This window comes from Pseudomonas sp. MF06569 (genome assembly GCF_059862735.1).
Map to the genome: position 1 here is coordinate 116,984 of NZ_JCBCUZ010000008.1, position 25,024 is coordinate 142,007.

At 58.4% G+C, this 25,024-nt stretch carries 18 protein-coding genes; 12 read left to right on the plus strand and 6 right to left on the minus strand.

Annotated features, from left to right (window positions below; all coding sequences use genetic code 11):
• Positions 1-9: 9 nt before the first annotated feature.
• Entirely contained in the window at positions 10-1,290 is a 1,281-nt protein-coding gene (serS, locus tag AC19YQ_RS10680) for a serine--tRNA ligase (RefSeq protein WP_339474136.1), read from the plus strand.
• Positions 1,291-2,685 (plus strand): siroheme synthase CysG, encoded by a 1,395-nt coding sequence (cysG, locus tag AC19YQ_RS10685; protein WP_339474135.1) that lies wholly within the window; start codon positions 1,291-1,293, stop codon positions 2,683-2,685.
• Between the two features lie 695 nt (positions 2,686-3,380).
• Here cysG and AC19YQ_RS10690 read toward each other — a convergent pair.
• The 3 genes from AC19YQ_RS10690 to AC19YQ_RS10700 are packed head-to-tail and all read right to left on the minus strand — an operon-like array spanning position 3,381 to position 8,113.
• The gene (locus AC19YQ_RS10690; RefSeq protein WP_019828486.1) at positions 3,381-4,568 is read right to left on the minus strand and encodes an osmoprotectant NAGGN system M42 family peptidase; all 1,188 of its coding nucleotides are present in this window, start codon (positions 4,566-4,568) and stop codon (positions 3,381-3,383) included.
• 23 nt (positions 4,569-4,591) lie between these two features.
• Positions 4,592-6,337, minus strand: coding sequence for an N-acetylglutaminylglutamine synthetase (ngg, locus tag AC19YQ_RS10695; protein ID WP_500595091.1), 1,746 nt, complete (start codon positions 6,335-6,337; stop codon positions 4,592-4,594).
• A 3-nt stretch (positions 6,338-6,340) separates the two neighbouring features.
• Entirely contained in the window at positions 6,341-8,113 is a 1,773-nt protein-coding gene (locus AC19YQ_RS10700; RefSeq protein ID WP_500595092.1) for an N-acetylglutaminylglutamine amidotransferase, read from the minus strand.
• A 349-nt stretch (positions 8,114-8,462) separates the two neighbouring features.
• Between AC19YQ_RS10700 and AC19YQ_RS10705 the strand changes: the two genes are divergently transcribed.
• Both AC19YQ_RS10705 and AC19YQ_RS10710 read left to right on the plus strand, forming a co-directional pair.
• On the plus strand, positions 8,463-10,193 hold the full coding sequence (locus AC19YQ_RS10705; RefSeq protein WP_500595093.1) for a dermonecrotic toxin domain-containing protein: 1,731 nt from the start codon (positions 8,463-8,465) through the stop codon (positions 10,191-10,193).
• Positions 10,194-10,215: 22 nt separating this feature from the next.
• A complete protein-coding gene (locus AC19YQ_RS10710) occupies positions 10,216-11,097 on the plus strand; it encodes an NEL-type E3 ubiquitin ligase domain-containing protein (protein WP_500595094.1) in 882 nt (293 codons plus the stop codon).
• Here the strand turns inward: AC19YQ_RS10710 and mnmC are convergent.
• Complete coding sequence (gene mnmC, locus AC19YQ_RS10715; protein WP_500595095.1) at positions 11,084-13,063, minus strand: bifunctional tRNA (5-methylaminomethyl-2-thiouridine)(34)-methyltransferase MnmC2/FAD-dependent 5-carboxymethylaminomethyl-2-thiouridine(34) oxidoreductase MnmC1; 1,980 nt, start codon at positions 13,061-13,063, stop codon at positions 11,084-11,086. The genes AC19YQ_RS10710 and mnmC overlap by 14 nt on opposite strands.
• A gap of 139 nt (positions 13,064-13,202) precedes the next feature.
• On the opposite strand from mnmC, the gene pap reads away from it, so the two are divergent.
• On the plus strand, positions 13,203-14,708 hold the full coding sequence (gene pap, locus AC19YQ_RS10720; protein WP_339474127.1) for a polyphosphate:AMP phosphotransferase: 1,506 nt from the start codon (positions 13,203-13,205) through the stop codon (positions 14,706-14,708).
• A gap of 97 nt (positions 14,709-14,805) precedes the next feature.
• Here pap and AC19YQ_RS10725 read toward each other — a convergent pair whose 3' ends face one another.
• Positions 14,806-16,197 carry a class II fumarate hydratase gene (locus tag AC19YQ_RS10725; protein ID WP_500595096.1) on the minus strand — a complete coding sequence of 464 codons (1,392 nt, stop codon included), beginning with the start codon at positions 16,195-16,197 and terminating at the stop codon, positions 14,806-14,808.
• A 192-nt stretch (positions 16,198-16,389) separates the two neighbouring features.
• Between AC19YQ_RS10725 and AC19YQ_RS10730 the strand changes: the two genes are divergently transcribed.
• The 7 genes from AC19YQ_RS10730 to AC19YQ_RS10760 all read left to right on the plus strand — a co-directional run bounded on the left by AC19YQ_RS10730 (position 16,390) and on the right by AC19YQ_RS10760 (position 24,173).
• Complete coding sequence (locus tag AC19YQ_RS10730) at positions 16,390-16,905, plus strand: DUF2059 domain-containing protein (protein ID WP_095036428.1); 516 nt, start codon at positions 16,390-16,392, stop codon at positions 16,903-16,905.
• 11 nt (positions 16,906-16,916) lie between these two features.
• Positions 16,917-17,213: a BolA family protein gene (locus AC19YQ_RS10735; RefSeq protein ID WP_019826801.1), complete on the plus strand. Its 297-nt coding sequence runs from the start codon at positions 16,917-16,919 to the stop codon at positions 17,211-17,213.
• 113 nt (positions 17,214-17,326) lie between these two features.
• A complete protein-coding gene (gene trhO, locus AC19YQ_RS10740) occupies positions 17,327-18,265 on the plus strand; it encodes an oxygen-dependent tRNA uridine(34) hydroxylase TrhO (protein ID WP_133077093.1) in 939 nt (312 codons plus the stop codon).
• 1 nt (position 18,266) lies between these two features.
• Positions 18,267-18,902, plus strand: coding sequence for a DsbA family protein (locus AC19YQ_RS10745; protein WP_339474124.1), 636 nt, complete (start codon positions 18,267-18,269; stop codon positions 18,900-18,902).
• 34 nt (positions 18,903-18,936) lie between these two features.
• Complete coding sequence (locus tag AC19YQ_RS10750) at positions 18,937-20,718, plus strand: ABC transporter ATP-binding protein (protein WP_339474365.1); 1,782 nt, start codon at positions 18,937-18,939, stop codon at positions 20,716-20,718.
• A 163-nt stretch (positions 20,719-20,881) separates the two neighbouring features.
• Entirely contained in the window at positions 20,882-23,341 is a 2,460-nt protein-coding gene (locus AC19YQ_RS10755) for an EAL domain-containing protein (RefSeq protein ID WP_500595097.1), read from the plus strand.
• Between the two features lie 46 nt (positions 23,342-23,387).
• On the plus strand, positions 23,388-24,173 hold the full coding sequence (locus AC19YQ_RS10760) for an iron-containing redox enzyme family protein (protein ID WP_500595098.1): 786 nt from the start codon (positions 23,388-23,390) through the stop codon (positions 24,171-24,173).
• An 80-nt stretch (positions 24,174-24,253) separates the two neighbouring features.
• Here AC19YQ_RS10760 and AC19YQ_RS10765 read toward each other — a convergent pair whose 3' ends face one another.
• Positions 24,254-24,994 (minus strand): YciK family oxidoreductase, encoded by a 741-nt coding sequence (locus AC19YQ_RS10765; RefSeq protein WP_500595099.1) that lies wholly within the window; start codon positions 24,992-24,994, stop codon positions 24,254-24,256.
• Positions 24,995-25,024 lie beyond the last annotated feature (30 nt).

The window sequence follows — 25,024 nt, forward strand, 5'->3', positions numbered from 1 at the left end:
GAAACCGACATGCTTGATTCCAAACTGTTACGTAGCAACCTGCAGGACGTAGCGGATCGCCTGGCATCCCGTGGCTTCAAGCTGGACGTGGCGCGCATCGACGCGCTGGAAGCCAAGCGCAAGGAAGTCCAGACCCTGACCGAGAAGCTGCAGGCCGAGCGCAATGCCATCTCCAAAAGCATTGGCCAGGCCAAGGCTCGCGGCGAAGACATCGCGCCACTGATGGCCAGTGTTGAAACCATGGGCAGCGATCTGGCCAATGGCAAGGTTGAGCTGGACGCCATCCAGGCCGAACTGGACGCCATCCTGCTGGGCCTGCCCAACCTGCCGGATGCTTCCGTGCCGGTAGGTGCTGACGAAGACGACAACGTCGAGATCCGTCGCTGGGGCACCCCGACTGCCTTCGATTTCGCGATCAAGGACCACGTGGCCCTGGGCGAGCAGCATGGCTGGCTGGACTTCGAAACCGCCGCCAAACTGTCCGGTGCCCGTTTTGCCCTGCTGCGCGGCCCGATTGCCCGCCTGCATCGTGCGCTGGCCCAGTTCATGATCAACCTGCACACCGGTGAGCATGGCTACGAAGAGGCGTACACGCCTTATCTGGTTCAGGCCCCTGCGTTGCAAGGCACTGGCCAGTTGCCGAAGTTCGAAGAAGATCTGTTCAAGATCAGCCGTGAAGGCGAAGCCGATTTCTACCTGATTCCGACCGCTGAAGTGACGCTGACCAACATCGTTGCCGGCGAAATCGTTGAGCACAAAGCCCTGCCGATCAAGTTGGTGGCGCACACGCCGTGCTTCCGCAGTGAAGCCGGTGCGTCGGGCCGTGATACCCGCGGCATGATCCGTCAGCACCAGTTCGACAAGGTCGAAATGGTCCAGATCGTTGAGCCTTCTACCTCGATGGATGCACTGGAAGGTCTGGTTGGCAACGCAGAGAAAGTTCTGCAATTGCTTGAACTGCCATACCGCACCCTGGCGCTGTGTACCGGCGACATGGGCTTCAGCGCCGTCAAAACCTACGATCTGGAAGTGTGGATCCCGAGCCAGGACAAGTACCGCGAAATTTCGTCGTGCTCCAACTGCGGTGATTTCCAGGCCCGTCGCATGCAAGCACGTTTCCGCAACCCGGAAACCAACAAGCCTGAACTGGTTCACACCCTCAACGGTTCCGGTCTGGCTGTAGGCCGTACGCTGGTAGCCGTACTGGAAAACTACCAGCAGGCAGACGGCTCGATCCGTGTGCCTGACGTACTCAAGCCTTACATGGGCGGCATTGAGGTCATCGGCTAAATGGAGTTTCTGCCGCTGTTTCATAACCTGCGTGGCAGCCGTGTACTGGTGGTCGGCGGTGGGGAGATTGCCTTGCGCAAATCCCGGCTGCTGGCCGATGCCGGTGCCGTGCTGCGGGTGGTTGCACCCGCCATAGAGCCCCAGTTGTGCGAGTTGATAAACAGCAGCGGTGGCGAACAGGTGCTGCGCGGCTATGTTGAGGCTGACCTTGAAGGGTGTGTCCTGATCATTGCTGCAACGGACGATGAGCCACTCAACGCCCAGGTCTCCGCTGACGCCCATCGTCGCTGCGTGCCCGTCAATGTGGTGGATGCTCCTGCCTTGTGCAGCGTGATCTTCCCCGCAATTGTCGACCGCTCGCCGCTGGTGATCGCCATTTCCAGTGGCGGTGATGCGCCGGTGCTGGCGCGCTTGATTCGCGCCAAGATCGAAACCTGGATTCCTTCGACCTACGGTCAGTTGGCGGGCCTTGCCGCTCGTTTTCGCACCCAGGTCAAAGGCTTGTTTCCGGATGTGCAGCAGCGCCGTGGTTTTTGGGAAGACGTTTTCCAGGGCCCGATTGCCGACCGCCAACTGGCCGGGCAGGGCACTGAGGCCGAGCGTTTGCTGCTGGCCAAAATCAATGGTCAGGCGACCGTAACCACCGGTGAGGTTTATCTGGTGGGTGCCGGGCCGGGTGATCCGGACCTGCTGACATTCCGCGCGCTGCGACTGATGCAACAGGCTGATGTGGTGCTTTACGACCGCCTGGTGGCACCGGCAATTCTTGAGTTGTGCCGTCGCGATGCCGAACGCGTTTATGTCGGCAAGCGTCGCGCCGAGCATGCGGTGCCGCAAGACCAGATCAACCAGCAATTGGTGGACCTGGCCAAGCAAGGCAAGCGCGTGGTGCGGCTCAAGGGTGGCGATCCGTTTATCTTTGGCCGTGGCGGTGAAGAGATCGAAGAGCTGGCCGCTCACGGGATACCGTTCCAGGTCGTGCCGGGCATCACCGCTGCCAGCGGTTGCGCAGCCTATGCCGGTATTCCGCTGACCCATCGTGATTACGCGCAATCCGTGCGTTTCGTGACGGGCCACCTGAAGGACGGCACCAGCAATTTGCCCTGGAGTGATCTGGTTTCTCCGGCACAGACCCTGGTGTTCTACATGGGCCTGGTGGGTTTGCCGACCATCTGCCAAGAGCTGATCAAGCACGGTCGTTCGGCAGACACCCCGGCTGCGTTGATTCAGCAGGGCACTACGTCCAACCAGCGGGTATTTACGGGCACCCTGGCTGACTTGCCAACATTGGTGGCGGAGCATGAAGTTCATGCGCCGACGCTGGTGATCGTGGGCGAAGTGGTTTTGCTGCGTGAGAAACTGAAGTGGTTTGAAGGCGCTCAGTCGCAGGTCTAGGTGCATGTGGGGGCAGGCAAGCCAGCTCCCATAGAAAGCGAGTTCACCCCACGGTTCGCGAGCACCGCAAGGTCTGTGGGAGCCGGGCTTGCCCGCGATGGCATCAACGCGGTCATTCAGTTGCACCGCGTTGATTGCATCGCAGGCAAGCCAGCTCCTACAGAAAGCGAGTTCACCCCCACGTTTCGCGAGCACCGCAAGGTTTGTGGGAGCCGGGCTTGCCCGCGATGGCATCAACGCGGTCATACAGTTGCACCGCGTTGATTGCATCGCAGGCAAGCCAGCTCCTACAGAAAGCGAGTTCACCCCACGTTTCGCGAGCACCGCAAGGCTGTGGGAGCCGGGCTTGCCCGCGATGGCATCAGCGCGGTCATTCAGTTGCACCGTGTTGATTGCATCGAAGGCAAGCCAGCTCCTACAGAAAGCGAGTTCATCCCACGTTTCGCGAGCACCGCAAGGTTTGTGGGAGCCGGGCTTGCCCGCGATAACATCAGCGCGGTCATTCAGTTGCACCGCGTTGATTGCATCGCAGGCAAGCCAGCTCCTACAGAAAGCGAGTTCACCCCACGTTTCGCGAGCACCGCAAGGCCTGTGGGAGCCGGGCTTGCCCGCGATGGCATCAACGCGGTCATTCAGTTGCTCCGCGTTGATTGCATCGCAGACAAGCCAACTCCCACCATTGCTTCTGCAGTGCCTCAGTTCCGGTTGTCCCCCACCAGACTCTCCACCGACGGCACTCGCGTGTCGCTTTCCATCTGCGCATCGTGTTCGATCTGATGACTGAAGCGATCCAGTGAGCCCTGCGCCGGCTGCGCATCGCTGGCAAAAACCGGTGGGCTCAGGATGTAAGCCCCCAGCAATCGGCTCAACGCCGCCAGGCTGTCGATATGGGTACGTTCATACCCGTGGGTCGCATCGCAGCCAAACGCCAGCAAGGCGCACCGAATATCATGCCCGGCAGTGACGGCCGAATGGGCATCGCTGAAGTAATAACGGAACATGTCACGGCGCACCGGCAGTTCATTATCGCTGGCCAGGCGCAGCAGGTGCCGCGACAAGTGATAGTCATACGGCCCGCCCGAATCCTGCATTGCCACGCTCACCGCGTGCTCGCTGGAGTGCTGGCCCGGCGCTACTGGGGCAATATCAATCCCGACAAACTCGCTCACATCCCACGGCAATGCGGCGGCCGCGCCACTGCCCGTTTCTTCGGTGATGGTGAACAGCGGATGACAGTCGATCAGCGGTTGTTCGCCACTGTCCACAATGGCCTTCAATGCGGCGAGCAGTGCTGCCACCCCGGCCTTGTCGTCCAGATGCCGCGCGCTGATATGGCCGCTTTCGGTGAATTCCGGCAGCGGATCAAATGCCACGTAGTCGCCGATATTGATCCCCAGGGAATCGCAGTCGGCCCGGGTCGCGCAATATGCATCCAGTCGCAACTCGATGTGGTCCCAACTGATCGGCAACTCATCCACCCCGGTATTGAAGGCATGGCCGGAAGCCATTAATGGCAGGACACTGCCGCGGATCACCCCATTGTCCGTGAACAGGCTGACCCGGCTGCCTTCAGCAAAACGGCTGGACCAGCAGCCCACGGGCGCCAGGACCAGACGGCCGTTGTCCTTGATCGCCCGCACGCTGGCGCCGATGGTGTCCAAATGCGCGGAAACGGCACGGTCCGGACTGTTCTTCTGGCCCTTGAGGGTCGCGCGCAAAGTGCCGCGTCGGGTCAGCTCAAAGGGAATCCCCAGCTCATCGAGGCGTTCGGCGACATAGCGCACGATGGTGTCGGTAAACCCGGTGGGGCTGGGGATGGCGAGCATTTCCAGCAGTACCCGTTGCAGGTAGTCGAGGTCGGGTTCAGGGAGGGTGCGATTCATAAAAGCTCCTGAGGGCCGGTCAGCTAAAGAGCAGGCTGACAGTGGGGGAAGAGTAAATCGATAAAGCGTTCGGCGGTCGGCTGTGGCTCATGGTTGGCGAGCCCGGCCCGTTCGTTGGCTTCGATAAATACGTACTCGGGCTGGTCGGCGGCAGGCACCATCAAGTCCAGGCCTACCACGGGAATATCCAGCGCCCGGGCGGCGCGAATGGCCGCGTCGGCCAGCGCCGGGTGCAGCACGGCGGTCACATCTTCGAGGCAACCACCCGTGTGCAGATTGGCCGTACGGCGCACGGCGAGCACCTGACCTGCGGGCAAGATACTGTCGTACTCGTAGCCAGCGGCCTGTACGGTGCGCTGGGTTTCTGCGTCCAGCGGGATGCGGCTTTCACCCGCAGTGGCGGCCTGACGGCGTCGGCTTTGTGCTTCGATCAGTCGATGGACTGTGTGCAGGCCATCACCCGTGACCTGGGCAGGTCGGCGGATGGCGGCTGCCACGACCTCAAAGCCGATCACCACAATTCGCAGGTCGAGCCCCTCGTGGAAGCTTTCGAGCAGCACCCGGCTATCGAATGCACGCGCTGCTTCGATGGCCAGTTGCACCTGTTCGAGGCTGTCCAGATCCACCGCCACGCCATTGCCTTGCTCGCCATCCACAGGTTTGACCACCACCCGCGTGTGTTGCTCAAGAAAGCCCAGGTTGTCGTCAGCATTACCGGCCAATTGCTGGCTTGGGACATTCAGTCCTGCCTGGTGCAACACTGAGTGGGTCAGGCATTTGTCCTGGCACAGACTCATGCTGATGGCGCTGGTCAGATCGCTCAGGGATTCGCGGCAACGAATCCGTCGTCCGCCGTGGCTCAGAGTGAAAAGTCCGGCGGGCGCGTCGTCAATTTGCACATCAATACCGCGTTTGAAGGCTTCTTCGACCAGGATTCGGGCATAGGGGTTGAGCCCGACTTCAGGTCCGGGGCCGAGAAACAGCGGTTGGTTGATGCCATTTTTGCGCTTGATGGCAAAGGTCGACAGGGTACGAAAGCCCAGTTTGCTGTAGAGGCTTTTCGCTTGGGCGTTGTCGTGCAGCACGGACAGGTCGAGGTAGCTCAAGCCGCGGCTCATGAAGTGTTCGATCAAATGCCGGACCAGCACTTCGCCTACACCGGGCCGCGAGCAGTGGGGGTCCACTGCCAGGCACCAGAGGCTGCTGCCGTTTTCCGGGTCGTGGAACGCGGTGTGATGGTTCAGGCCCATGACGCTGCCGATCACCGCGCCGCTGTCTTCATCCTCGGCCATCCAGTACACCGGCCCGCCCTGATCCCGGGAGGTGAGCAGTGCCGGGTCGATGGGCAGCATCGAGCGCGCCTGATACAGCGTGTTGATCGAGTTCCAGTCTGCTTCGCTTTGTGCCCGACGGATCCGGAACCCGCGAAACACGCGGGTAGCCGGGCGGTAATCGGTAAACCACAGGCGCAAGGTGTCCGAAGGGTCGAGAAACAACTGTTGTGGCGACTGGGCCAGCACTTGCTGCGGCGCCGCCACATACAGCGCGATATCGCGCTCACCGGGTTGTTCGTTGAGCAACTCGGTGGCCAGGCTGGCGGGGTCGGGAAAGGTATGCCCGATCAGCAACCGCCCCCAGCCGCAATGCACGGCCACGGGTTGTGCGTCGAGTGGGCTGCCGTCTTCGGCCAGGCGCGCTTGCAGGCGTTCGTAGGACGGTGTTTGACCACGCAACAGACGCTGGCTGTAAGCCGTAGCGAGGGGTTTCATCGATCAGATTCCTTGTTCGCTCAGCCACAGGTTCAAGGCTGCCAGTTGCCATAGCTTTGAACCGTTAAGAGGCGTCAGCTGGCTTTGTGGGTGGGTCAGCAGTTGATCAAGCATCGCCGGTTGAAACAGCCCTCGATCCTGGCTCGGGTCCAGCAGCAGGTCACGGACCCAGTTCAGCGTGTCGCCCTGCAAGTGCTTGAGACCAGGCACCGGGAAGTAACCTTTCTTGCGGTCGATCACTTCGCTTGGGATCACCAGTCGCGCCGCTTCCTTGAGTACCTGCTTGCCGCCGTCCGGCAATTTGAACCGCGCCGGAATACGTGCCGAGAGTTCGGCCAGACGGTAATCCAGAAACGGTGTACGGGCCTCAAGGCCCCAGGCCATGGTCATGTTGTCGACCCGTTTGACCGGGTCATCCACCAGCATCACCGTGCTGTCCAGTCGCAGGGCTTTGTCCACCCCCGTGCTGGCGCCCGGCTGGGCAAAGTGCTCGCGTACAAAATCCCCGGCCGCATCATTGGCCGTCAGCCATTGCGGCTGCACCGTGGCCTTGTACTCGTCGTAACTGCGATCAAAAAACGCTTCGCGGTAAGCGGCATAAGGGTCGTCGGCGGCATCGACGGGCGGATACCAGTGATACCCGGCAAACAGTTCGTCGGCGCCCTGGCCGCTCTGCACCACCTTGCAGTGCTTGGCCACTTCGCGCGACAGCAGATAAAACGCGATGCAGTCGTGGCTGACCATTGGTTCGCTCATGGCGCGAAAGGCCGCAGGCAGTTGCTCAATGATTTCGTGCTCACCAATGCGCAGTTGGTGATGGCGGGTGCCGTAATGCCGGGCGATCAAGTCCGAATACTGGAACTCATCGCCGCGCTCGCCGCCCGAGTCCTCAAAGCCGATGGAAAAGGTCGACAAGTCCTGTACGCCCACTTCGCGCAACAAACCCACCAGCAAGCTGGAGTCGACCCCGCCCGAGAGCAGCACGCCGACATCCACTGCCGCACGTTGGCGAATAGCCACAGCTTCACGGGTACTGTCCAGAACGCGGTCGCGCCAGTCTTCGAGGGTCAAGTCGAGTTCATCGGCATGGGGGCCGTAGGGCAGGGTCCACCAGGTTTTCTGCTCGGTATGACCGTTGGCATCGATACGCAGCCAGGTGGCGGGAGGCAATTTTTCAATCCCGGCAATCAGCGTGCGGGGCGCGGGCACCACGGCATGGAAATTCAAATAGTGGTTGAGTGCCACGGGGTCGAGCATCGGATTGATATCGCCGCCCTTGAGCAGCGCGGGCAGGGTGGAGGCAAAGCGCAAACGCTCCCCGGTACGCGACAGGTAAAGAGGCTTAACCCCCAAACGGTCGCGGGCGATAAACAGGCGCTGGGTGTCGCGCTCCCAGATGGCAAACGCAAACATGCCATTGAGTTTGGGCAGCAGCGCCTCACCCCAGGCGTGATAGCCCTTGAGCAGCACTTCAGTGTCGCCGTCGGAGTAAAAGGCATAACCGAGGTGTTCAAGCTCGGTTCTCAATTCGGGGAAGTTATAGATTGCGCCGTTGAACGCCAGTGACAGGCCCAGTTGGCTGTCGACCATCGGTTGAGCGGAGCCGTCCGACAAATCCATGATTTTCAGACGGCGGTGGCCGAGGGCTATCGGCCCCTGGCTGTGGAAACCCCAGGCATCAGGTCCACGGGGGGCCAGGTGGTGGGTAATGCGTTCGATGGCTGCCAGGTCGGCAGGGTGTTGATCAAAACGTAACTCTCCAGCTAATCCGCACATGGTGTTTAAATCCTTGGTATTTCGGCATGTGGTGCTACAGGTTGAGTCAGCGTCTTTGCGGGACGCCATGTAGCGCTTGGGCCCGGTTTTAAAGGGGCGATGAAGCGTTAGGCGCCATCGCCAGCCCGTGCGGCGCAGGGCAAAAGACACCCGCGGCGCGGTAAACGACCGTGTTTTATCGAGTAACTGAGTCCCGGATCGTTCAATAAAACTTACAAGAGGTCGATTATTCAGCCACTTGCATGGGGTGCAGGGCTGGGGGGTGGTCGGTAGTTATCTATGGGTTTTCGGTGCTTGCGTGGCGCTAGGTTGGTGGACTCCTTTTAGTCACTGATCTGGACATTTCCCTATGCCGTTTACTCACGCTAAGCCCCCGCTGGATGCCTGTCAGAGCACACTCAGCGATCTCGAACCGCTGGAGCTGGTTCACAGCCATATGCCGACTTGGTTGCTGGATGCTTCACCCGACATCATTGCGGCCCTGAATGGCGCAATGGCTAAAAGTCGTTCGTTACATACCCAGGTGGGCAAGAAATTTGCGCGACTGCAAAGTGTCGAGGCTTATTGCGGGACGTTACTGGCAGCAATGGTCACTCAGGAATTTGGGACGTCACTGGATATTCATCTCGATTATTTGTCTGTCGTGCGTGTTCAGGTGGAGACCGATGACACCTTGCTCGCCACCATTCGCCATACCAAAGTGCGCGATGAGCCCAAAACCCTGTTGTGGTCTGCCTTGCAGAACTTTTCGCAGAGTGAGGCGCAGGCAGACGGTTTTAATCCAGACAGCAAAATCCTTGATGGCGGACCTGGCGGGCTTGCCAGTTCGATCAGGCCGCACCGGTTTGCCGCGTTGTGTCGCAGGCTTGATCTGGGCCTCAGCTATCAAGAGTACTTGCAGCAGTTTCTCGGGGTTGCGGCGACCGGAACGTCAAGCCCTGACGCGACGCAAGTGGCCACTGAAGCCAAATTGCGGCAACTGAAAACCTGTGACATGGAGGTGGATGCCCATGTTGCATGCTTGAAAAAACACATCAGTGAATCAGCTTACAAAGCCTTGCTGGCGGTGTTGACACACCAGCCTGGTGCCACGCTTTCGGCGGCGGCGAAACTGGATGGAAAACCGGTTTTCCACAGTTCAGTGTCTATCCTCGATACGGTTATAGACGGGGTGGTGATCTTCTCCCCGGATACCTTGTTGCTGCACCCGGAAAACCGGGTGGTTGCGTATATCCCGAATGATCCGGTAGCCCCTTTTTTCGAGTTCAGTTCGCTGCAAGTCTTTACCGATGAACTCAAACACCGCCTGCGGACCCCGGCCTATGTAGATTTTTTTGCGCGCTTTGTAGCCTTGAGTGCTCGCCCGGTGTTTATGCAAAAGGTCAATTCCCTGCCAGAGAGGCTGTACCTCACGGCGACGCCTCTGGGTATGAGTGCGGCGCATTATTTAACTCGGGTGCAGCTCAAAAACATGTTTGCCGATGCGCAAATACTGGCTGTGCCCACGGGGGTGCTGGATGAGAAAGAACGCGAGGAGCGCTGGCAGTCCTACAAGACGGCTGGCCTGTTATTGATCAATGTCGCGGCGCTGTTTGTTCCGGTACTGGGTGATTTGATGCTTGCCGCAGCCATCGGTGAAATGTTGAAGGAGGTGTATGAGGGGGTGGAGGACTGGAGCCAGGGCGATACGGACCACGCGCGCGAGCATCTGCTGAATGTCGCCAAGGACATTGCCATCAACGCCACCGTGGCCGTGGGTGCGGCGGCGATGAGCACGGCGGCCAGACGATTGAGTCAGGCAACCCTCAGCCATTTCGAGGGGTTTGAGCCCATTGTGCGCGATGACGGCACGGCGCGGCTCTGGAACAAACAGCTTGAGCACTATGCGCAACCGTCTGCTGGCGCCGGGTGGCACAAGGCGGACGCTCAAGGGTTTTTCAGCCATCAAGGCAATCAATACGTCGAGGTGGACGGCAAGCACTTTGCTGTCGAGTTCGATGGCCTCGCCGAGCTTTACCCGAAGTGTCTCGTTGTCCAGCAATCCGTTGTCGGCGGCCAGTCGTTTGCGCCTGGCCCGTAGTGTGATGCAGGGCGGCGGCAGCATGGGAATCAGAAGCGAAGCATTGATTAGTGAGGCTGCGGCCTTCGAGTTCTGGACGGTGGGCATTACCAGTCAGGAACTCAGGCGCCGAGAATTGCTATGGAACACGTTGCGCAGCGAACCCGCCGCCCATGACTTTTTTGTTGTACTCAGCCGCTTGACTGCGACTGCGGAGGCTCAGAGTGTGCGCCATGATCTTAGCCGGCGCGTGTGGGAAATGATCGAGGCTGCCAATGGAAACAGTGCCCTGCGTCGTGGCGTTCTGGATGTGGCAGCCTCCCCGCGCAGTTGTTCGGACAGTGTGGCCTATATCTTCAGTGCCATGGAAATACAAATGGAACTGGCCGCTGTGTCGGGCGATACCGCGCTCAAAACCGGACAACTGTTGAGGGTGGCCAAGAGGCAGTTCAGGTTGCATAAAATCTCGCAAATCGCCGCAGCGCATTACACCCGACAGTTGGCTGAGGCCGGGGCGGCGGATGAGCTTGAGATACATCTGGCTTACCGCATCGGGCTGGCCCGGGCCCTCGATTTGTCGGGACAACCCTCCAGCATGTTTTTTTCGAGGCTGGCCGGAGTGACTCAGCAAGACATCGAGGTTGCCCGATACGAAGTCGAAAATGCCGAAAAAACGCCGCAGATGAACCTGTTTATCAGCACCCTGCAATTTTGGAAGGAGTACATGACCAAGACCAACAAGGTGGAATACTCCGCGCTGACCAAACCCCATTTCGACAGGTTGGCCGAGCTGTTGTTGAATTCCCCGCAAATGAGCGATGAACGCTATTTGCGCAGGGTGGGGGAAATCCGCCAACAAATGGATGAAGCTGTCGATGCCTGGAGCCTGGAGAAAACCAACGCCTTGCTTGCTACAGCCCCTTGATCAGCGCTCGCAGCCCGAAACGGTTTGGCAGGCAGGCTTCGGCCACAACCCGTGGCAGGGGCAGAGGCTCATTGTTGATCCAGGCCGCCAGTAGTTCACCGGACAGCGGCGCGGTAATCAGCCCTCGGGAACCGTGGCCGCTGTTGATATACAAGCCTGCGAGCCAGGGGCAGGGCGTGTCTGGCACCTGGCGGGCATCCTTGCGCAAAACGGCATAGGCACTTGCAAACTGCTCCGGGTCCGTCAGTGGGCCAACAATCGGCAAATAGTCCGGGCTGGTGCAACGGAAGGCAGCCCAACCCTGCAGGGTATGGGGATCGAGCTGCTCGTCACCGAGTCGATGGGCAAGGTCCGAGGATATTTCCTGCAGCAGGTCGAGGTTGCCCTGATGCCCCTCGGGGGTGGTGGTCAGGTCTTCGTTATGAAAGTCGAAACTGGCACCCAGCGTGTGCTCTCCCAGGCGGCCGGGGGCCACATAACCTTCGGCACAGACCACCGTTTTAAGCACGGCGCTGTTCTGGGTTTCAACCAGCTGAGTGATTTGTCCCCGAATGCGCTTGAGCGGCAAGTCGCTACTGGCCGGGAAACGCTTGACCTCTGCAGCACCTGCGAGAATCACGACCGGTGCCTGAGCCAGTAGTGTGTCGTCCTGACAGGCTTGCCACTGGTCATCGACCTTGTGCAGTTGCAACACCTCATGGTGCGTCAAGACCTGAACATTGGGGTGCAAGGTCTGGTAATGGCAAAGTGCGGGCGGGTGAACCCAGCCTCCCTCGGGATAGAACAGCCCGCCGTGAGCCAGTTCTATTCCGGCCAGCGCTTGTGCCTGGGGCTGATCCACAAGATGCACCAGCTCAGGTGGAAATGCCGCGGCCAGTTGGGCCTGGCGTTGGGCTTCCTTGGCATTGAAGCCCAATTGCAGAACGCCGCAATCATCCCAGTCACGCCCGCGTTGCAGGTGTTCCAGCAGGCGACGGGTGTAGCCGAATCCGCTGACAATCAACTGCGACAGGGTTGTACCGTGTGCCGACAGCTTGAGGTACAGCACGCCCTGGGGATTACCCGATGCTTCCTTGGCCAGCCGCTCATGGCGCTCCAGCAGGACCACCTGCCAACCGCGGCGAGCCAGGCTGTTGGCACTGGCGCAACCCGACAGGCCGCCACCAATGACCAACGCTTTGCGTGGGCCTTGTACCTGAGGCGGGCGGGCAAACCAGGGTTTGACGCCGGGTGTCGCGGTCACGCTGTCAGGCAACCCGACAAAAGTGCCGCGCAGGATTTCCCATTTATGGCCGATGCCTGGCGTGCGGCGCATCTTGAAGCCCGCTTCGTTCAGCGCCCGGCGTACCCAGCCGGTGCTGGTGAAGGTACTGATGGTGGACTCGGGAGATGCCAGGCGCGCCAGTTGCGCGAACAGTTCGGGTGTCCACATCTCGGGGTTTTTTGCCGGAGCGAAGCCATCGAGAAACCAGGCATCGACTTGCGCGTCCAGTTGCGGCAGTTGCTCCAGCACGTCACCGATCAATAACGTGAGAGTTACCCGGCCATTGTCCAGGCTCAGGGTCTGGAATCCCGGGTGAATCGCAAAGTAGGCCGCCAGCAACTGATCGCTGAATGGCGTCAGTTCGGGCCACAAGGCGAGGGCCCGCTGCAGGTCCTGGCGGGTGAGCGGGTATTTCTCGACACTGATGAAGTGCAGGCGGGCGTCAGGCCGTGCCGTTTGTTCAAACAACTGCCAGGCGCACAGAAAATTCAGACCGGTGCCGAAACCGGTCTCGCCAATCACCAGCTGGGCATTGGCGGGCAAAGCCGCGAAACGCTCTGCGAGTGCGTTCTGCTCGATAAAGACATAACGGGTTTCTTCCAGGCCGGACTTGTCCGAAAAGTACACGTCATCAAACACCCGCGAATGGGGGCGACCTTGGTCATCCCAGTCAATCTGGGCGTTGGGCATTTCAGTAGTCATGTGCGGCTCGGCAACGTTAAGGCGGCCATTCTAGCGGATCAGCAGCGGTGCGACTGATCCATGACAGTTTTGTGAGTGTTGTTCCTACACGTTTAGACGCAATCCGCTAGGCTTGTGAAATCTTGCCAGGGAGCTTTCTATGTTCGAATCCGCTGAAATCGGTCACTCCATCGATAAAGAAACCTACGACAGGGAAGTTCCCGCCTTACGCGAAGCGTTGCTTGAAGCTCAATACGATCTCCACCAGCAGAAGCGCTCGGCTGTCATCGTGTTGATCAATGGTATTGAGGGCGCCGGCAAAGGCGAGACGGTCAAGCTGTTGAGTGAGTGGATGGATCCGCGGCTGATTGAAGTGCGAACCTTTGATCAGCAAACCGATGAAGAGTTGGCGCACCCGCCCGCCTGGCGCTACTGGCGCCAGTTACCGGCCAAAGGTCGCATGGGGGTGTTCTTCGGTAACTGGTACAGCCAGATGCTGCAAGGCCGGGTTCATGGTCGTTTCAAGGATGCCGTGCTCGATCAGGCCATCAATGGCGCGGAACGTCTGGAAAAAATGCTGTGTAACGAAGGGGCGGTGATTTTCAAGTTCTGGTTCCATTTGTCCAAGAAACAGATGAAAGCCCGTCTCAAGGCACTCAAGGATGACCCGTTGCATAGCTGGCGTATCAGTCCACTGGATTGGCAACAGTCAGAAACCTACGATCGCTTCGTACGGTTTGGCGAGCGTGTGATTCGTCGAACCAGCCGTGACTACGCGCCCTGGAACATCGTTGAGGGTGTCGATCCGTATTACCGCAGCCTGACAGTGGGCAAGATTCTGCTTGAGGGGCTGCAAGCCGCGCTGAATGAACCCAAGACTAAAGTGCGCGCCACCCATGTCGCGCCGTTGACTGAAACCCAGGACGGTTTGAGCCTGCTCGATTGCCTGGATATGACCCAGCATCTGGAAAAAGACGATTACCAGGAGCAGCTGATCACCGAGCAGGCGCGCCTGTCAGGATTGATGCGCGACAAGCGGATGCGTCGCCATGCGCTGGTATCGGTGTTTGAAGGCAACGATGCGGCAGGCAAGGGCGGATCGATCAAGCGCGTGGCGGCGGCACTTGACCCGCGTCAGTACAATATCGTGCCGATTGCTGCGCCTTCTGAAGATGAGCGCGCACAGCCCTACTTGTGGCGCTTCTGGCGACAGATTCCGGGGCGCGGCAAGTTCACCATCTTTGATCGCTCATGGTATGGGCGGGTACTGGTGGAGCGGGTCGAAGGCTTTTGCACCCCGGCTGACTGGATGCGCGCCTATGGTGAGATCAATGACTTCGAGGAGCAGTTGCGTGCTGCGGGCGTGATTGTCGTCAAGTTCTGGCTGGCGATTGATAAAGATGTCCAGCTTGAGCGTTTTCATGAGCGTGAAGAAATTCCGTTCAAGCGCTTCAAAATCACCGAGGAAGACTGGCGCAACCGCGAGAAGTGGGATGTGTATCGCAAGGCAGTGTGCGACATGGTTGACCGAACCAGCACCGAGATTTCCTCCTGGACACTGGTTGAAGCCAATGACAAGCGCTGGGCGCGGGTCAAAGTGTTGCGCACGATCAACGAGGCGCTGGAAGCCGCATTCGAAAAGAGCGACAAGAAGCGCAAAAAGTAGTCGCTGCCGAAGGCTGCGAAGGGGGGCGAAGCCCCCCGTTTTCTTGATGCCCCTGCAAGTCCCTCCCAGCCTTCGGCAGGGACTACAGGGCGACGTTTCAGTGCTTGCCAGCACCCAGCATGTTTTCCGGGCGTACCCACTGATCGAACTCGGCATCGGTCAGATAGCCCAGCTCCAATGCCGCTTCGCGCAGGGTCAGTCCTTCGGCGTAGGCTTTTTTGGCAATCTCGGCCGACTTGTCGTAGCCAATGTGCGGGTTGAGCGCTGTCACCAGCATCAAGCCGCGCTCCAGATGCTCGGCCATTTTTTCGGCGTCGGCTTCAAGGCCGGTGACGCAGTGTTTTTGGAAGTTGACGCAACCGTCCCCCAGCAACTGAATCGACTGCAGCAGGTTGTGAATGATCACCGGTTTGAAGACGTTCAGCTGCAGGTGCCCCTGGCTTGCAGCAAAGCCGATGGTCACGTCATTGCCCATCACCTGGCAGGCCAGCATCGACAGGGCTTCGCACTGGGTCGGGTTGACCTTGCCCGGCATGATCGAGCTGCCCGGTTCATTGGCTGGCAGCTTGATCTCGGCCAACCCGGCACGCGGGCCAGAACCCAGCAGGCGGAAGTCATTGGCCAGTTTCATCAGGGTAACGGCCAGGGTTTTGAGTGCGCCGGAGAGAGTGGTCAGGGGTTCGTGCCCCGCCAGTGCAGCAAACTTGTTTGGCGCCGTGATAAATGGCAACCCGGACAATGCGGCGATCTCAGCGGCAATCGCTTCGGCAAAGCCGTGTGGCGCGTTGAGTCCGGTCCCTACCGCCGTGCCCCCTTGCGCCAGTTCATACACCGCCAGAATGGCTGAGCGTATGGCTTGCTCGGCGTAATCGAGTTGGGCGATATAGGCTGAAAGTTCCTGGCCAAAGGTAATGGGTGTGGCGTCCATCATGTGGGTGCGGCCGGTTTTAACCAGTTTCATGTGCCGCGCCGACAACTCGGCCAGTCCGCCTGACAGCTCGCTGATCGCGGGCAGCAAATGCTCGTGTACCGCTTTGGCGGTGGCGATATGCATGGCGGTCGGGAAGCAGTCATTGGAGCTTTGTGAACGGTTGACGTGGTCATTGGGGTGGACCGGGGATTTGCCGCCCCGGCCTTTGCCGGCCAGCTCGTTGGCGCGTCCGGCGATCACTTCGTTGGCGTTCATGTTGCTTTGCGTACCGCTGCCGGTTTGCCAGACAGCCAGCGGGAACTGGTCGTCGTGCTCACCGTCGAGTACTTCATCGGCGGCCTGTTCGATCAGGCGGGCGATGTCGGCGGGCAGGTCGCCGTTGCGGTTATTGACCCGGGCAGCGGCTTTTTTGATCAGCACCAGGGCGTGCAACACGGCCAGGGGCATCTTTTCGTTGCCGATGGCGAAATTGATCAGCGATCGTTGAGTCTGAGCGCCCCAATAAGCCTCATCGGCCACACTTACTTCACCCAGGCTGTCGGTTTCGATACGGCTCATCGGCTCTTTCTCCTATAGGTCTGACCAGACAGCTTAGGCGCTGGTTTGCACCGGGGGTTCAATCTGATGTTTTTAATGCTTTTGGTCAGATGATGAGAACGTCTATCAGACTCGGGGTTGAGTGACACACTTTATTAGGCGCAGAATGGCCGCCCTTGGGGTTCAACCTCGCTTGCTAGAAAAGGAAACTCGATGACCCGTCTTCGCGCCATCTGTACAGCGGTTGCTCTGGTTTGCGCCAGCGGCCAGGTTTTCGCCGATGCAGCTAGCCACGCTGCCAGTGCTGAAACGTTCCTGAAACTGGCACATGCCGATAAGCTGGGTACCCCGGTGTATATGCAAGTGCAGCAAATGTTCGCTCAGCGTTTCGAGCAAACCAAAGCGCCAGCCTCCAAGAAAGCCCTGCTGGAAACCTACCAGGCCAAAGCCAACACCGCTCTGGACCAGGCCATCGGCTGGAATAAACTCAAGCCGGACATGGTCAAGCTGTACACCACCAACTTCACTGAGTCCGAGCTCAAGGACCTGGTAGCGTTCTACCAGTCTCCACTGGGCAAGAAAGTCCTGGAAAAAATGCCGCAGCTGACCCAGCAATCGGCACAAATGACCCAGGCCAAACTGGAAAGCGCAGTGCCGGTCGTCAACAAGCTGTTGGCCGACATGACCGCCGAGCTGGAGCCAGCAGCGGCCCCGGCCAAGAAGAAGTAAGCGGAGCCTGAATGGACATGCAGCAACGTATCGAATCGACGCTCAGCGCGTTGCAACCTGAGCACCTGAGTGTGCTGGATGAAAGCCACATGCACAGTCGCGGGTTGCAGACCCACTTCAAGGCGGTGGTGGTCAGCGAGCAGTTCGCCGGGCTCAACAGCGTCAAGCGTCACCAGAAGGTCTATGCCACCCTGGGTGACCTGATGGGCGAGTTCCATGCGCTGGCCCTGCACACGTACACGCCTGAGGAATGGGCAAAAATCGGCACGGCCCCGGCATCGCCGACCTGTGCTGGCGGTGGGCACTGAGTTGGTGTAATACACCTGCTTTTTGCTAGAATCCGCAGCGCGCCGCTTAGCCGGCGCGTTTTTTTTGCGCCCGGTTCACCCTTTGCGAGGGTAGCCACCTGGAGAGAAACACGATGACCGCGCCAATTGTTGTAGCTGCACTGTACAAATTCGTCACCCTTGAAGATTACGTTGAACTGCGTGAACCGCTGCTCAATGCCATGGTCGCCAACGGCATCAAGGGCACCCTGCTGATTGCCGAAGAGGGCATCAACGGCACGGTTTCCGGAACTCGTGAAGGCATTGATGGGCTGATGGCCTGGCTCAAGAACGATCCGCGCATGGTCGATATCGACCACAAAGAATCCTACTGCGATGACCAGCCGTTCTATCGGACCAAGGTCAAGCTCAAGAAAGAGATCGTTACCCTTGGCGTTGAAGGCGTAGACCCGAACAAGAAAGTCGGAACCTATGTCGACCCCGAGAACTGGAATGCGCTGATCAGCGATCCAGAGGTGTTGCTGATTGACACCCGTAACGACTACGAAGTCTCGATCGGTACGTTTGAAGGTGCCATTGACCCGAAGACCACCAGCTTTCGCGAATTTCCTGACTACATCAAAGCCAATTTCGACCCGGCCAAGCACAAAAAAGTCGCGATGTTCTGCACCGGTGGCATTCGTTGTGAAAAAGCGTCGAGCTACATGCTCAGCCAGGGTTTTGACGAGGTTTACCACCTTAAAGGCGGAATCCTGAAGTACCTCGAAGAAGTGCCGCAGGAAGAAACCAAGTGGCAGGGCGACTGCTTCGTATTCGATAACCGCGTCACTGTGCGCCATGACCTGAGTGCCGGCGAGTACGACCAGTGCCATGCCTGCCGCACGCCGATCAGCATCGCCGATCGTGAGTCCGAGCACTATCAGCCCGGCATCAGTTGCCCCCATTGCTGGGACACGCTGAGCGAGAAAACCCGTCGCAGCGCAATTGATCGGCAAAAGCAGATCGACCTGGCCAAGGAACGTAACCAGCCGCACCCGATTGGCCACAACTACCGTAAAGCTGCCGAGGCCTGATATGACAGCGCGCCTGCTCTATGTGATGGACCCTATGTGCTCCTGGTGCTGGGGCTTTTCGCCCATCGCCGAAGCGCTGGTTGAGCAGGCGCAGGCCGCAGGCGTCGAGTTGCACCTGGTGGTGGGTGGATTGCGCACTGGCAGTGGCTCGGCGCTTGAGCCCGCCACGCGACGCTACATCCTTGAGCATTGGCAGGCGGTCACAGACGCTACCGGGCAAACCTTCAATTTCGACGGTGCCTTGCCGGACGGTTTTGTGTATGACACCGAACCTGCCTGCCGGGCTGTGGTGGCGGCACGCAGTCTTGCGCCCGATTGCGCCTGGCGGCTGGTCAAGCTGATTCAGCAGGCCTTTTATGTGCAAGGGCGCGATGTCACCCAGGCCAGTGTGCTGGTTGAGCTCGCTGAAACGGCAGGGGTGCCGCGTATCGAGTTTGCTGCCGCCTTTGACTCGGCCGAACAGCATACGGCCACGGGCGCCGATTTTACCTGGGTACAAGACCTGGGAATTGCCGGTTTTCCGACGTTGCTCGCCGAGCGTAACGGTCAACTGGCCTTGCTGACCAATGGCTATCAGCCACTTGAGCCATTGTCTGATCTGCTTGCCCGTTGGCTTGAACGCGCTACGCGTGTTTGACCCTTCTGCGGTGCAGTCCTCGCCCTCGTCCCCTGTGACGGATCGCCTGACCTGGGCTGAAATCCGTCGCCTGGCCTTGCGCCATAAAAAAGCACTGTGGATTGCCAACGGCGTGGCCGTGCTGGCTACGCTGTGCAGCGTCCCCATCCCGTTGCTACTGCCCTTGCTGGTGGACGAAGTGTTGCTGGGCAACGGTGATGCAGCGCTGAAAGTCATGAACCACTGGCTACCGACAGCCTGGCAAAGTGCAGCGGGTTACATTGGCCTCATGCTGGCCATTACTTTGATGCTGCGCTGTGGGGCATTGCTGTTTAACGTCCTGCAGGCCCGTCTGTTTTCACGCCTGGCCAAGGACATCGTGTTTCGCATTCGCTTGCGCCTGATTGAGCGCTTGAAGCGAATATCCCTGGCTGAGTATGAAAACCTGGGCAGTGGCACGGTGACCACCCATCTGGTCACCGATCTCGAAACCCTCGACAAGTTTGTCGGCGAAACCTTGAGCCGGTTTTTGGTGGCCATGCTCACGCTGGTGGGAACTTCGGCGATTTTGCTATGGATGCACTGGCAACTGGCTCTGCTGATCTTGCTGTTCAACCCGCTGGTGATCTACGCCACGGTGCAACTGGGCAAGCGGGTCAAGCATCTGAAAAAACTCGAAAACGACAGTACGGCGCGTTTCACTCAAGCATTGACCGAGACACTGGATGCGATTCAAGAGGTCCGTGCGGGTAACCGCCAGGGCTTTTTCCTCGGTCGTCTGGGGTTGCGTGCGCGGGAAGTCCGGGACTTTGCCGTGGCTTCGCAATGGAAGAGCGATGCTTCAAATCGTGCCAGCGGGTTGTTGTTCCAGTTTGGTATCGATATTTTTCGCGCCGCTGCGATGCTCACGGTACTGTTTTCGGATTTGTCCATTGGCCAGATGCTCGCCGTGTTCAGCTACCTGTGGTTCATGATCGGGCCCGTCGAGCAGTTGCTTAACTTGCAATATGCGTTCTACGCCGCCGACGGTGCCGTGACGCGAATCAACCAGTTACTGGCACGCAGCGACGAGCCGCAATACCCCGCAGGTGTTAATCCGTTTCTGGGCCGCCAGACTGTGGGTATCGAGGTGCGCGACCTGAGCTTCAGCTATGGCGATGAAAAAGTGCTGGATCATCTGAACCTGACCATTGCTCCGGGCGAAAAGGTGGCCATCGTGGGCACCAGTGGCGGGGGGAAAAGCACGTTGGTGCAACTGTTGCTCGGGCTGTATACGCCGCAGTCGGGGAGCATCTACTTTGCAGGTGCGAGCCAGCCAGAAATCGGTTTGCAGACCATTCGCGAGCATGTCGCGGTGGTGCTGCAACACCCCTCGTTGTTCAACGATACCGTGCGCGCCAATCTCACAATGGGCCGTGAGCGAACGGATGAGGCGTGCTGGCATGCCCTGGAAATCGCCCAGCTCGACGGCACCATTCGCACGCTCCCCCAAGGGCTGGACAGTATTGTCGGGCGTTCAGGCGTGCGATTGTCGGGTGGTCAGCGCCAGCGTCTGGCCATTGCACGGATGGTGCTGGCCGAACCCAAGGTCGTGATCCTGGATGAGGCGACCAGCGCCCTGGATGCGGCCACCGAATACAACTTGCATCACGCTTTGGGAAAATTCTTGAGCGGGCGTACCACTTTGATCATCGCCCATCGTTTGTCTGCGGTAAAACAGGCAGACAGAGTGCTGGTGTTTGATGGTGGATGCATTGCTGAAGAAGGCGGTCATCAGCAATTGATTGCAGAGGGAGGGCTTTACGCCAAGCTCTACGGGCATCTTCAACAAACTTGATACAAGCGGTTGTCTTTAAAGGGCAGGGGGGCTGCCCGGGTTCGGGATTTTTTGTCGGTTTCGGGCAATACGCACTGCTCAAGTTTTTGAAAATTGGCCTAGGCTGATTTGTAGTGAGATTTTCTCTCTGGTTTTCATCCGACGCCATGAAGCAAGGAAACTCATGAAATCAAAACGCCCCCATGGGACACCACGCTTGCTGGGCATTGTTTGGCCCTTTATTGCCGTCGTGCTTTTCCAGGCGCTATTGGGGTGCGTGAGTCTGTATATGCTCTCTGCAGTGCGCAGTTATGTAGGGGGCGAAAGTTTGTGGTCCAAGGGCCAGAAAGATGCCATCTACTTCCTCCACTTGTATTCCGATACTCAAGATCCGCTTTACTTCAGCAAATATCAGCAGGCTATAAGTGTCCCTCAGGGCGGCCACAAATTGCGGCTTGCGATGGATCAATCTCCCCCTGATGTAGTCGCTGCCCGCGAAGGTATTTTGCAAGGCGGTAACAGTGAGCAAGATGCTTCCAGCATCATTTGGTTCTACCGCTACTTCCGTAACGTCAGTTATATGAAAACGGCCATTGAGAAGTGGACCCTGGGAGATGCTTACCTCATTCAGCTCGATGAGCTGGCTCAAGACATGCACCAGGCATTGCTTGGCGGCCCGGTCAGTGAAGTGGACGTCAAGCGCTGGGAAGACAATATCTTTGCCATCAATGAAGGTATTGCACCGGCGGCCAAGGCTTTTAGCGATGCTCTGGGTGAGGGGTCGCGTTTTATCTGGCAGTTGCTGGTCGCCATCAATTTAGCCACAGCCCTGGGGCTGATCCTTCTGGTGCTCAAGCGGACTCATAAAGTACTTGCTCAGAGTCGGGCATTTGCAGAGGCGCTGCAGTTGGAAAAAGAACGGGCACAAATCACGCTTCAGTCCATTGGCGACGGCGTCATAACGACCGACGTGAATGGTGCCATTGCCTACCTGAATCCGGCGGCCGAGCAACTGACCCAATGGAAGTCCGAGCAGGCACAAGGCGTCACCCTCGCGGCGCTGTTCAAGTTGCTCGACGACAATGATCAGGACGACGGCTTCAAGCTGATTGATCGTATTCTCAGCGGCCAGCTGGGTAACAGCCGCGAGCATTCCAGGCAGATTCAGCGAATGGATGGCAGTACCGTCGCGGTTACGCTGGTGGGTGCACCTATCCTCCACGGGGGGGAGGTGAGCGGTGCGGTGCTGGTGCTGCATGATATGACCCAGGAACGTCAATACATCGCCAACCTGTCCTGGCAAGCCACCCACGACGGGCTAACCGGTTTGGCCAACCGCCGTGAGTTTGAATACCGCCTGGAGTTGGTGCTGAAGAATCTGGGCCGACAACAAGGCCGGCATGCACTGATGTTTCTCGATCTTGACCAGTTCAAGCTAGTCAATGACACCTGTGGCCACGCGGCAGGTGATGAGCTGTTACGACATATATGTGTGTTGCTGCGAGCCGGGTTGCGCGAAGGCGACACCCTGGCGAGATTGGGAGGGGATGAGTTCGGCATCCTGCTGGAAAACTGCCCGGTCGATATGGCAGAAAAAATAGCGGGAGGTTTGCGCCAGTCGGTGCAAAACCTGCATTTTGCCTGGAAGGGGCGACCGTTCATGAGCACCATCAGCATTGGCCTGGTACACATCCATCAACCCCCCGCGACCCTGGAAGGGTTGATGCGCGCTGCGGACATGGCCTGTTATATGGCCAAGGAGAAGGGCCGCAACCGGGTGCAGGTCTATCACGTGGATGACACCGAGCTTTCGTTGCGTTTTGGTGAAATGGCATGGGTGCAGCGTTTGCATGTGGCCCTGGAAGAAAACCATTTCAGCCTCTATGCACAAGAAATCACGCCCTTGGGGGAGGTGCAGGAAGGCGGCGGGCACATCGAGATTCTGCTGCGGTTGCAGGATGAAAGCGGGCGAATGATTTTTCCTGACAGCTTTATTCCCGCCGCCGAACGTTATGGGTTGATGAGTCTGATCGACCGCTGGGTAGTCGAAAATGTATTCAGGGTCATTTCCGAATGTTCAGCCCAGGCGGACGGACAACCGATGGCAATGTGTGCCATCAACTTGTCAGGTTCGACCATTGGGGATGACGACTTCCTGGAGTTCCTGCATGAGCAATTTGATTTTTACGGCGTGTCGCCCAAACTGATCTGCTTTGAAATAACCGAAACCAGCGCCATTGCAAACTTGGGCAGTGCTATCCGATTTATTAATGATCTCAAGGCGTTGGGTTGTCATTTTTCGTTGGACGACTTTTGTGCCGGTATGTCGTCATTTGCATACTTGAAACATTTGCCGGTCGACTTTTTGAAAATTGATGGCAGTTTCGTCAAGGACATGCTGGATGATCCAATCAACCGGGCCATGGTTGAAGTTATTAATCATATTGGCCATGTCATGGGTAAACGCACGATTGCAGAGTTTGTTGAAAGCACGCAAATCGAGCAGGCGCTGATCGAAATCGGAGTTGATTATGCGCAGGGCTATATAGTTCAGCGTCCGCAGTTGTTTACCTTTGACAGTTTATTAAAGCGCCCTGTGCGATCCAGATCTTTGACATTGAAGTTGCCGGGAACTTTACGTTGAGGTGTTGTACAGTTTCTGAAGTCTCTTCTCAAAAAGGATTTGGATTGTGATTACTGTATTTAACCGGACAGGGCCTCTCATGGAAGAGGCCAGTTATCCGCAGTGGGCGCAGCAGTTGATTCGCGACTGCAGCGAGAGCAAGCGCCGGGCTGTCGGGCACGAAATATACAAGCGAATGCGTGATAACACCCTGAGTCTCCGGGCCATGCGAACGTACCTGATTGGCGGCTGGCCGGTCGTCGAGCAGTTTTCGTTGTACATGGGGCGTAACCTTGGGAAAACTCGTTATGGGCGTCATCCCGGTGAGGACATGGCGCGTCGCTGGCTGATCCGCAATATTCGGGTCGAGCTCAACCATGCCGATTATTGGGTGTACTGGGCTCGGGCGCATGGCGTGAGCCTTGAAGAGCTGAACGCGCAGGACCTTCCCGCTGAATTCCAGGCCCTCAACGATTGGTGTTGGCATACCTGTGCAACGGATTCACTGGCCGTGGCCATGGCAGCAACCAATTACGCCATTGAAGGTGCGGTGGGTGAGTGGGCGGCCGCCGTGTGTTCAAAGAATATCTACGAAGAGTCGTTCCCGCTCGAGGGGCGTAAACGCGCGATGAAATGGCTGAAGATGCATGCCCAGTATGATGATGAGCATCCTTGGGAAGCGCTTGAAATCATATGTACGCTGGCAGGCATGAACCCTGGCCAGGAGTTGATTGACGATCTGCGCAAGGCGATTTGCAAGAGTTACGACTACATGTACCTGTTTTTGCAAAGTTGCTTGCAGCTCGACAATGCGGTTGCTGTGCGTGGACGTCGTGAGTTGGTTGAGAGCTGAATGCCCAGTGCCAGATTTCACGGGTAAAAAAACCGCAGGCTGCATTCACATGCAGGCTGCGGTTTTTGTTTGAGGCGTAGTTACTGCGCGTCGAAAGCCTGACCGTTGATTCCGGTACTGTCCGGGCCCATCAGGTAGAGATAAACCGGCATGATCGCGTGCGGTTCAGGATTGTTTTCAGGGTTTTCGCCCGGATATGCCAGCGCGCGCATGCTGGTGCGGGTCGCGCCAGGGTTGATGCTGTTGGAGCGCACCGGGGCGACGTTCTCGACTTCGTCGGCCAGGGTTTGCATCAAGCCTTCGGTAGCGAACTTCGATACACCATAAGCGCCCCAGTAAGCACGGCCTTTGCGGCCCACGCTGCTGGAGGTGAAGATCACCGAGGCGTCCTGGGAAAGCTTGAGCAGTGGCAGCAGGGTGCTGGTGAGCATGAACATGGCGTTGACGTTGATGTGCATCACGCGCATGAAGTTCTCACCGGACAACTGCTCCAGCGGCGTGCGCGGGCCAATGATCGAAGCGTTGTGCAGCAGCCCGTCAAGATGGCCGAACTCGTTTTCGATCATGGCGGCCAGCTCATCGTATTGATGGGGCTGGGCGGTTTCGAGATTGAACGGGATGACGACCGGTACAGGATGACCCGCGGCTTCGATTTCGTCGTAAACCTGGCTCAGGTTGGCCTCGGTCTTGCCCAGCAGCAGGACGGTTGCGCCGTGAGCGGCATAGGTCTTTGCAGCCGCAGCACCGATGCCACGTCCAGCGCCGGTGACCAGAATGACCCGGTCCTGAAGCAGGTTGGGGCGGGCGGAATAATCAAACATATCAAACCTCAACAAAAATCTAGGATCGTC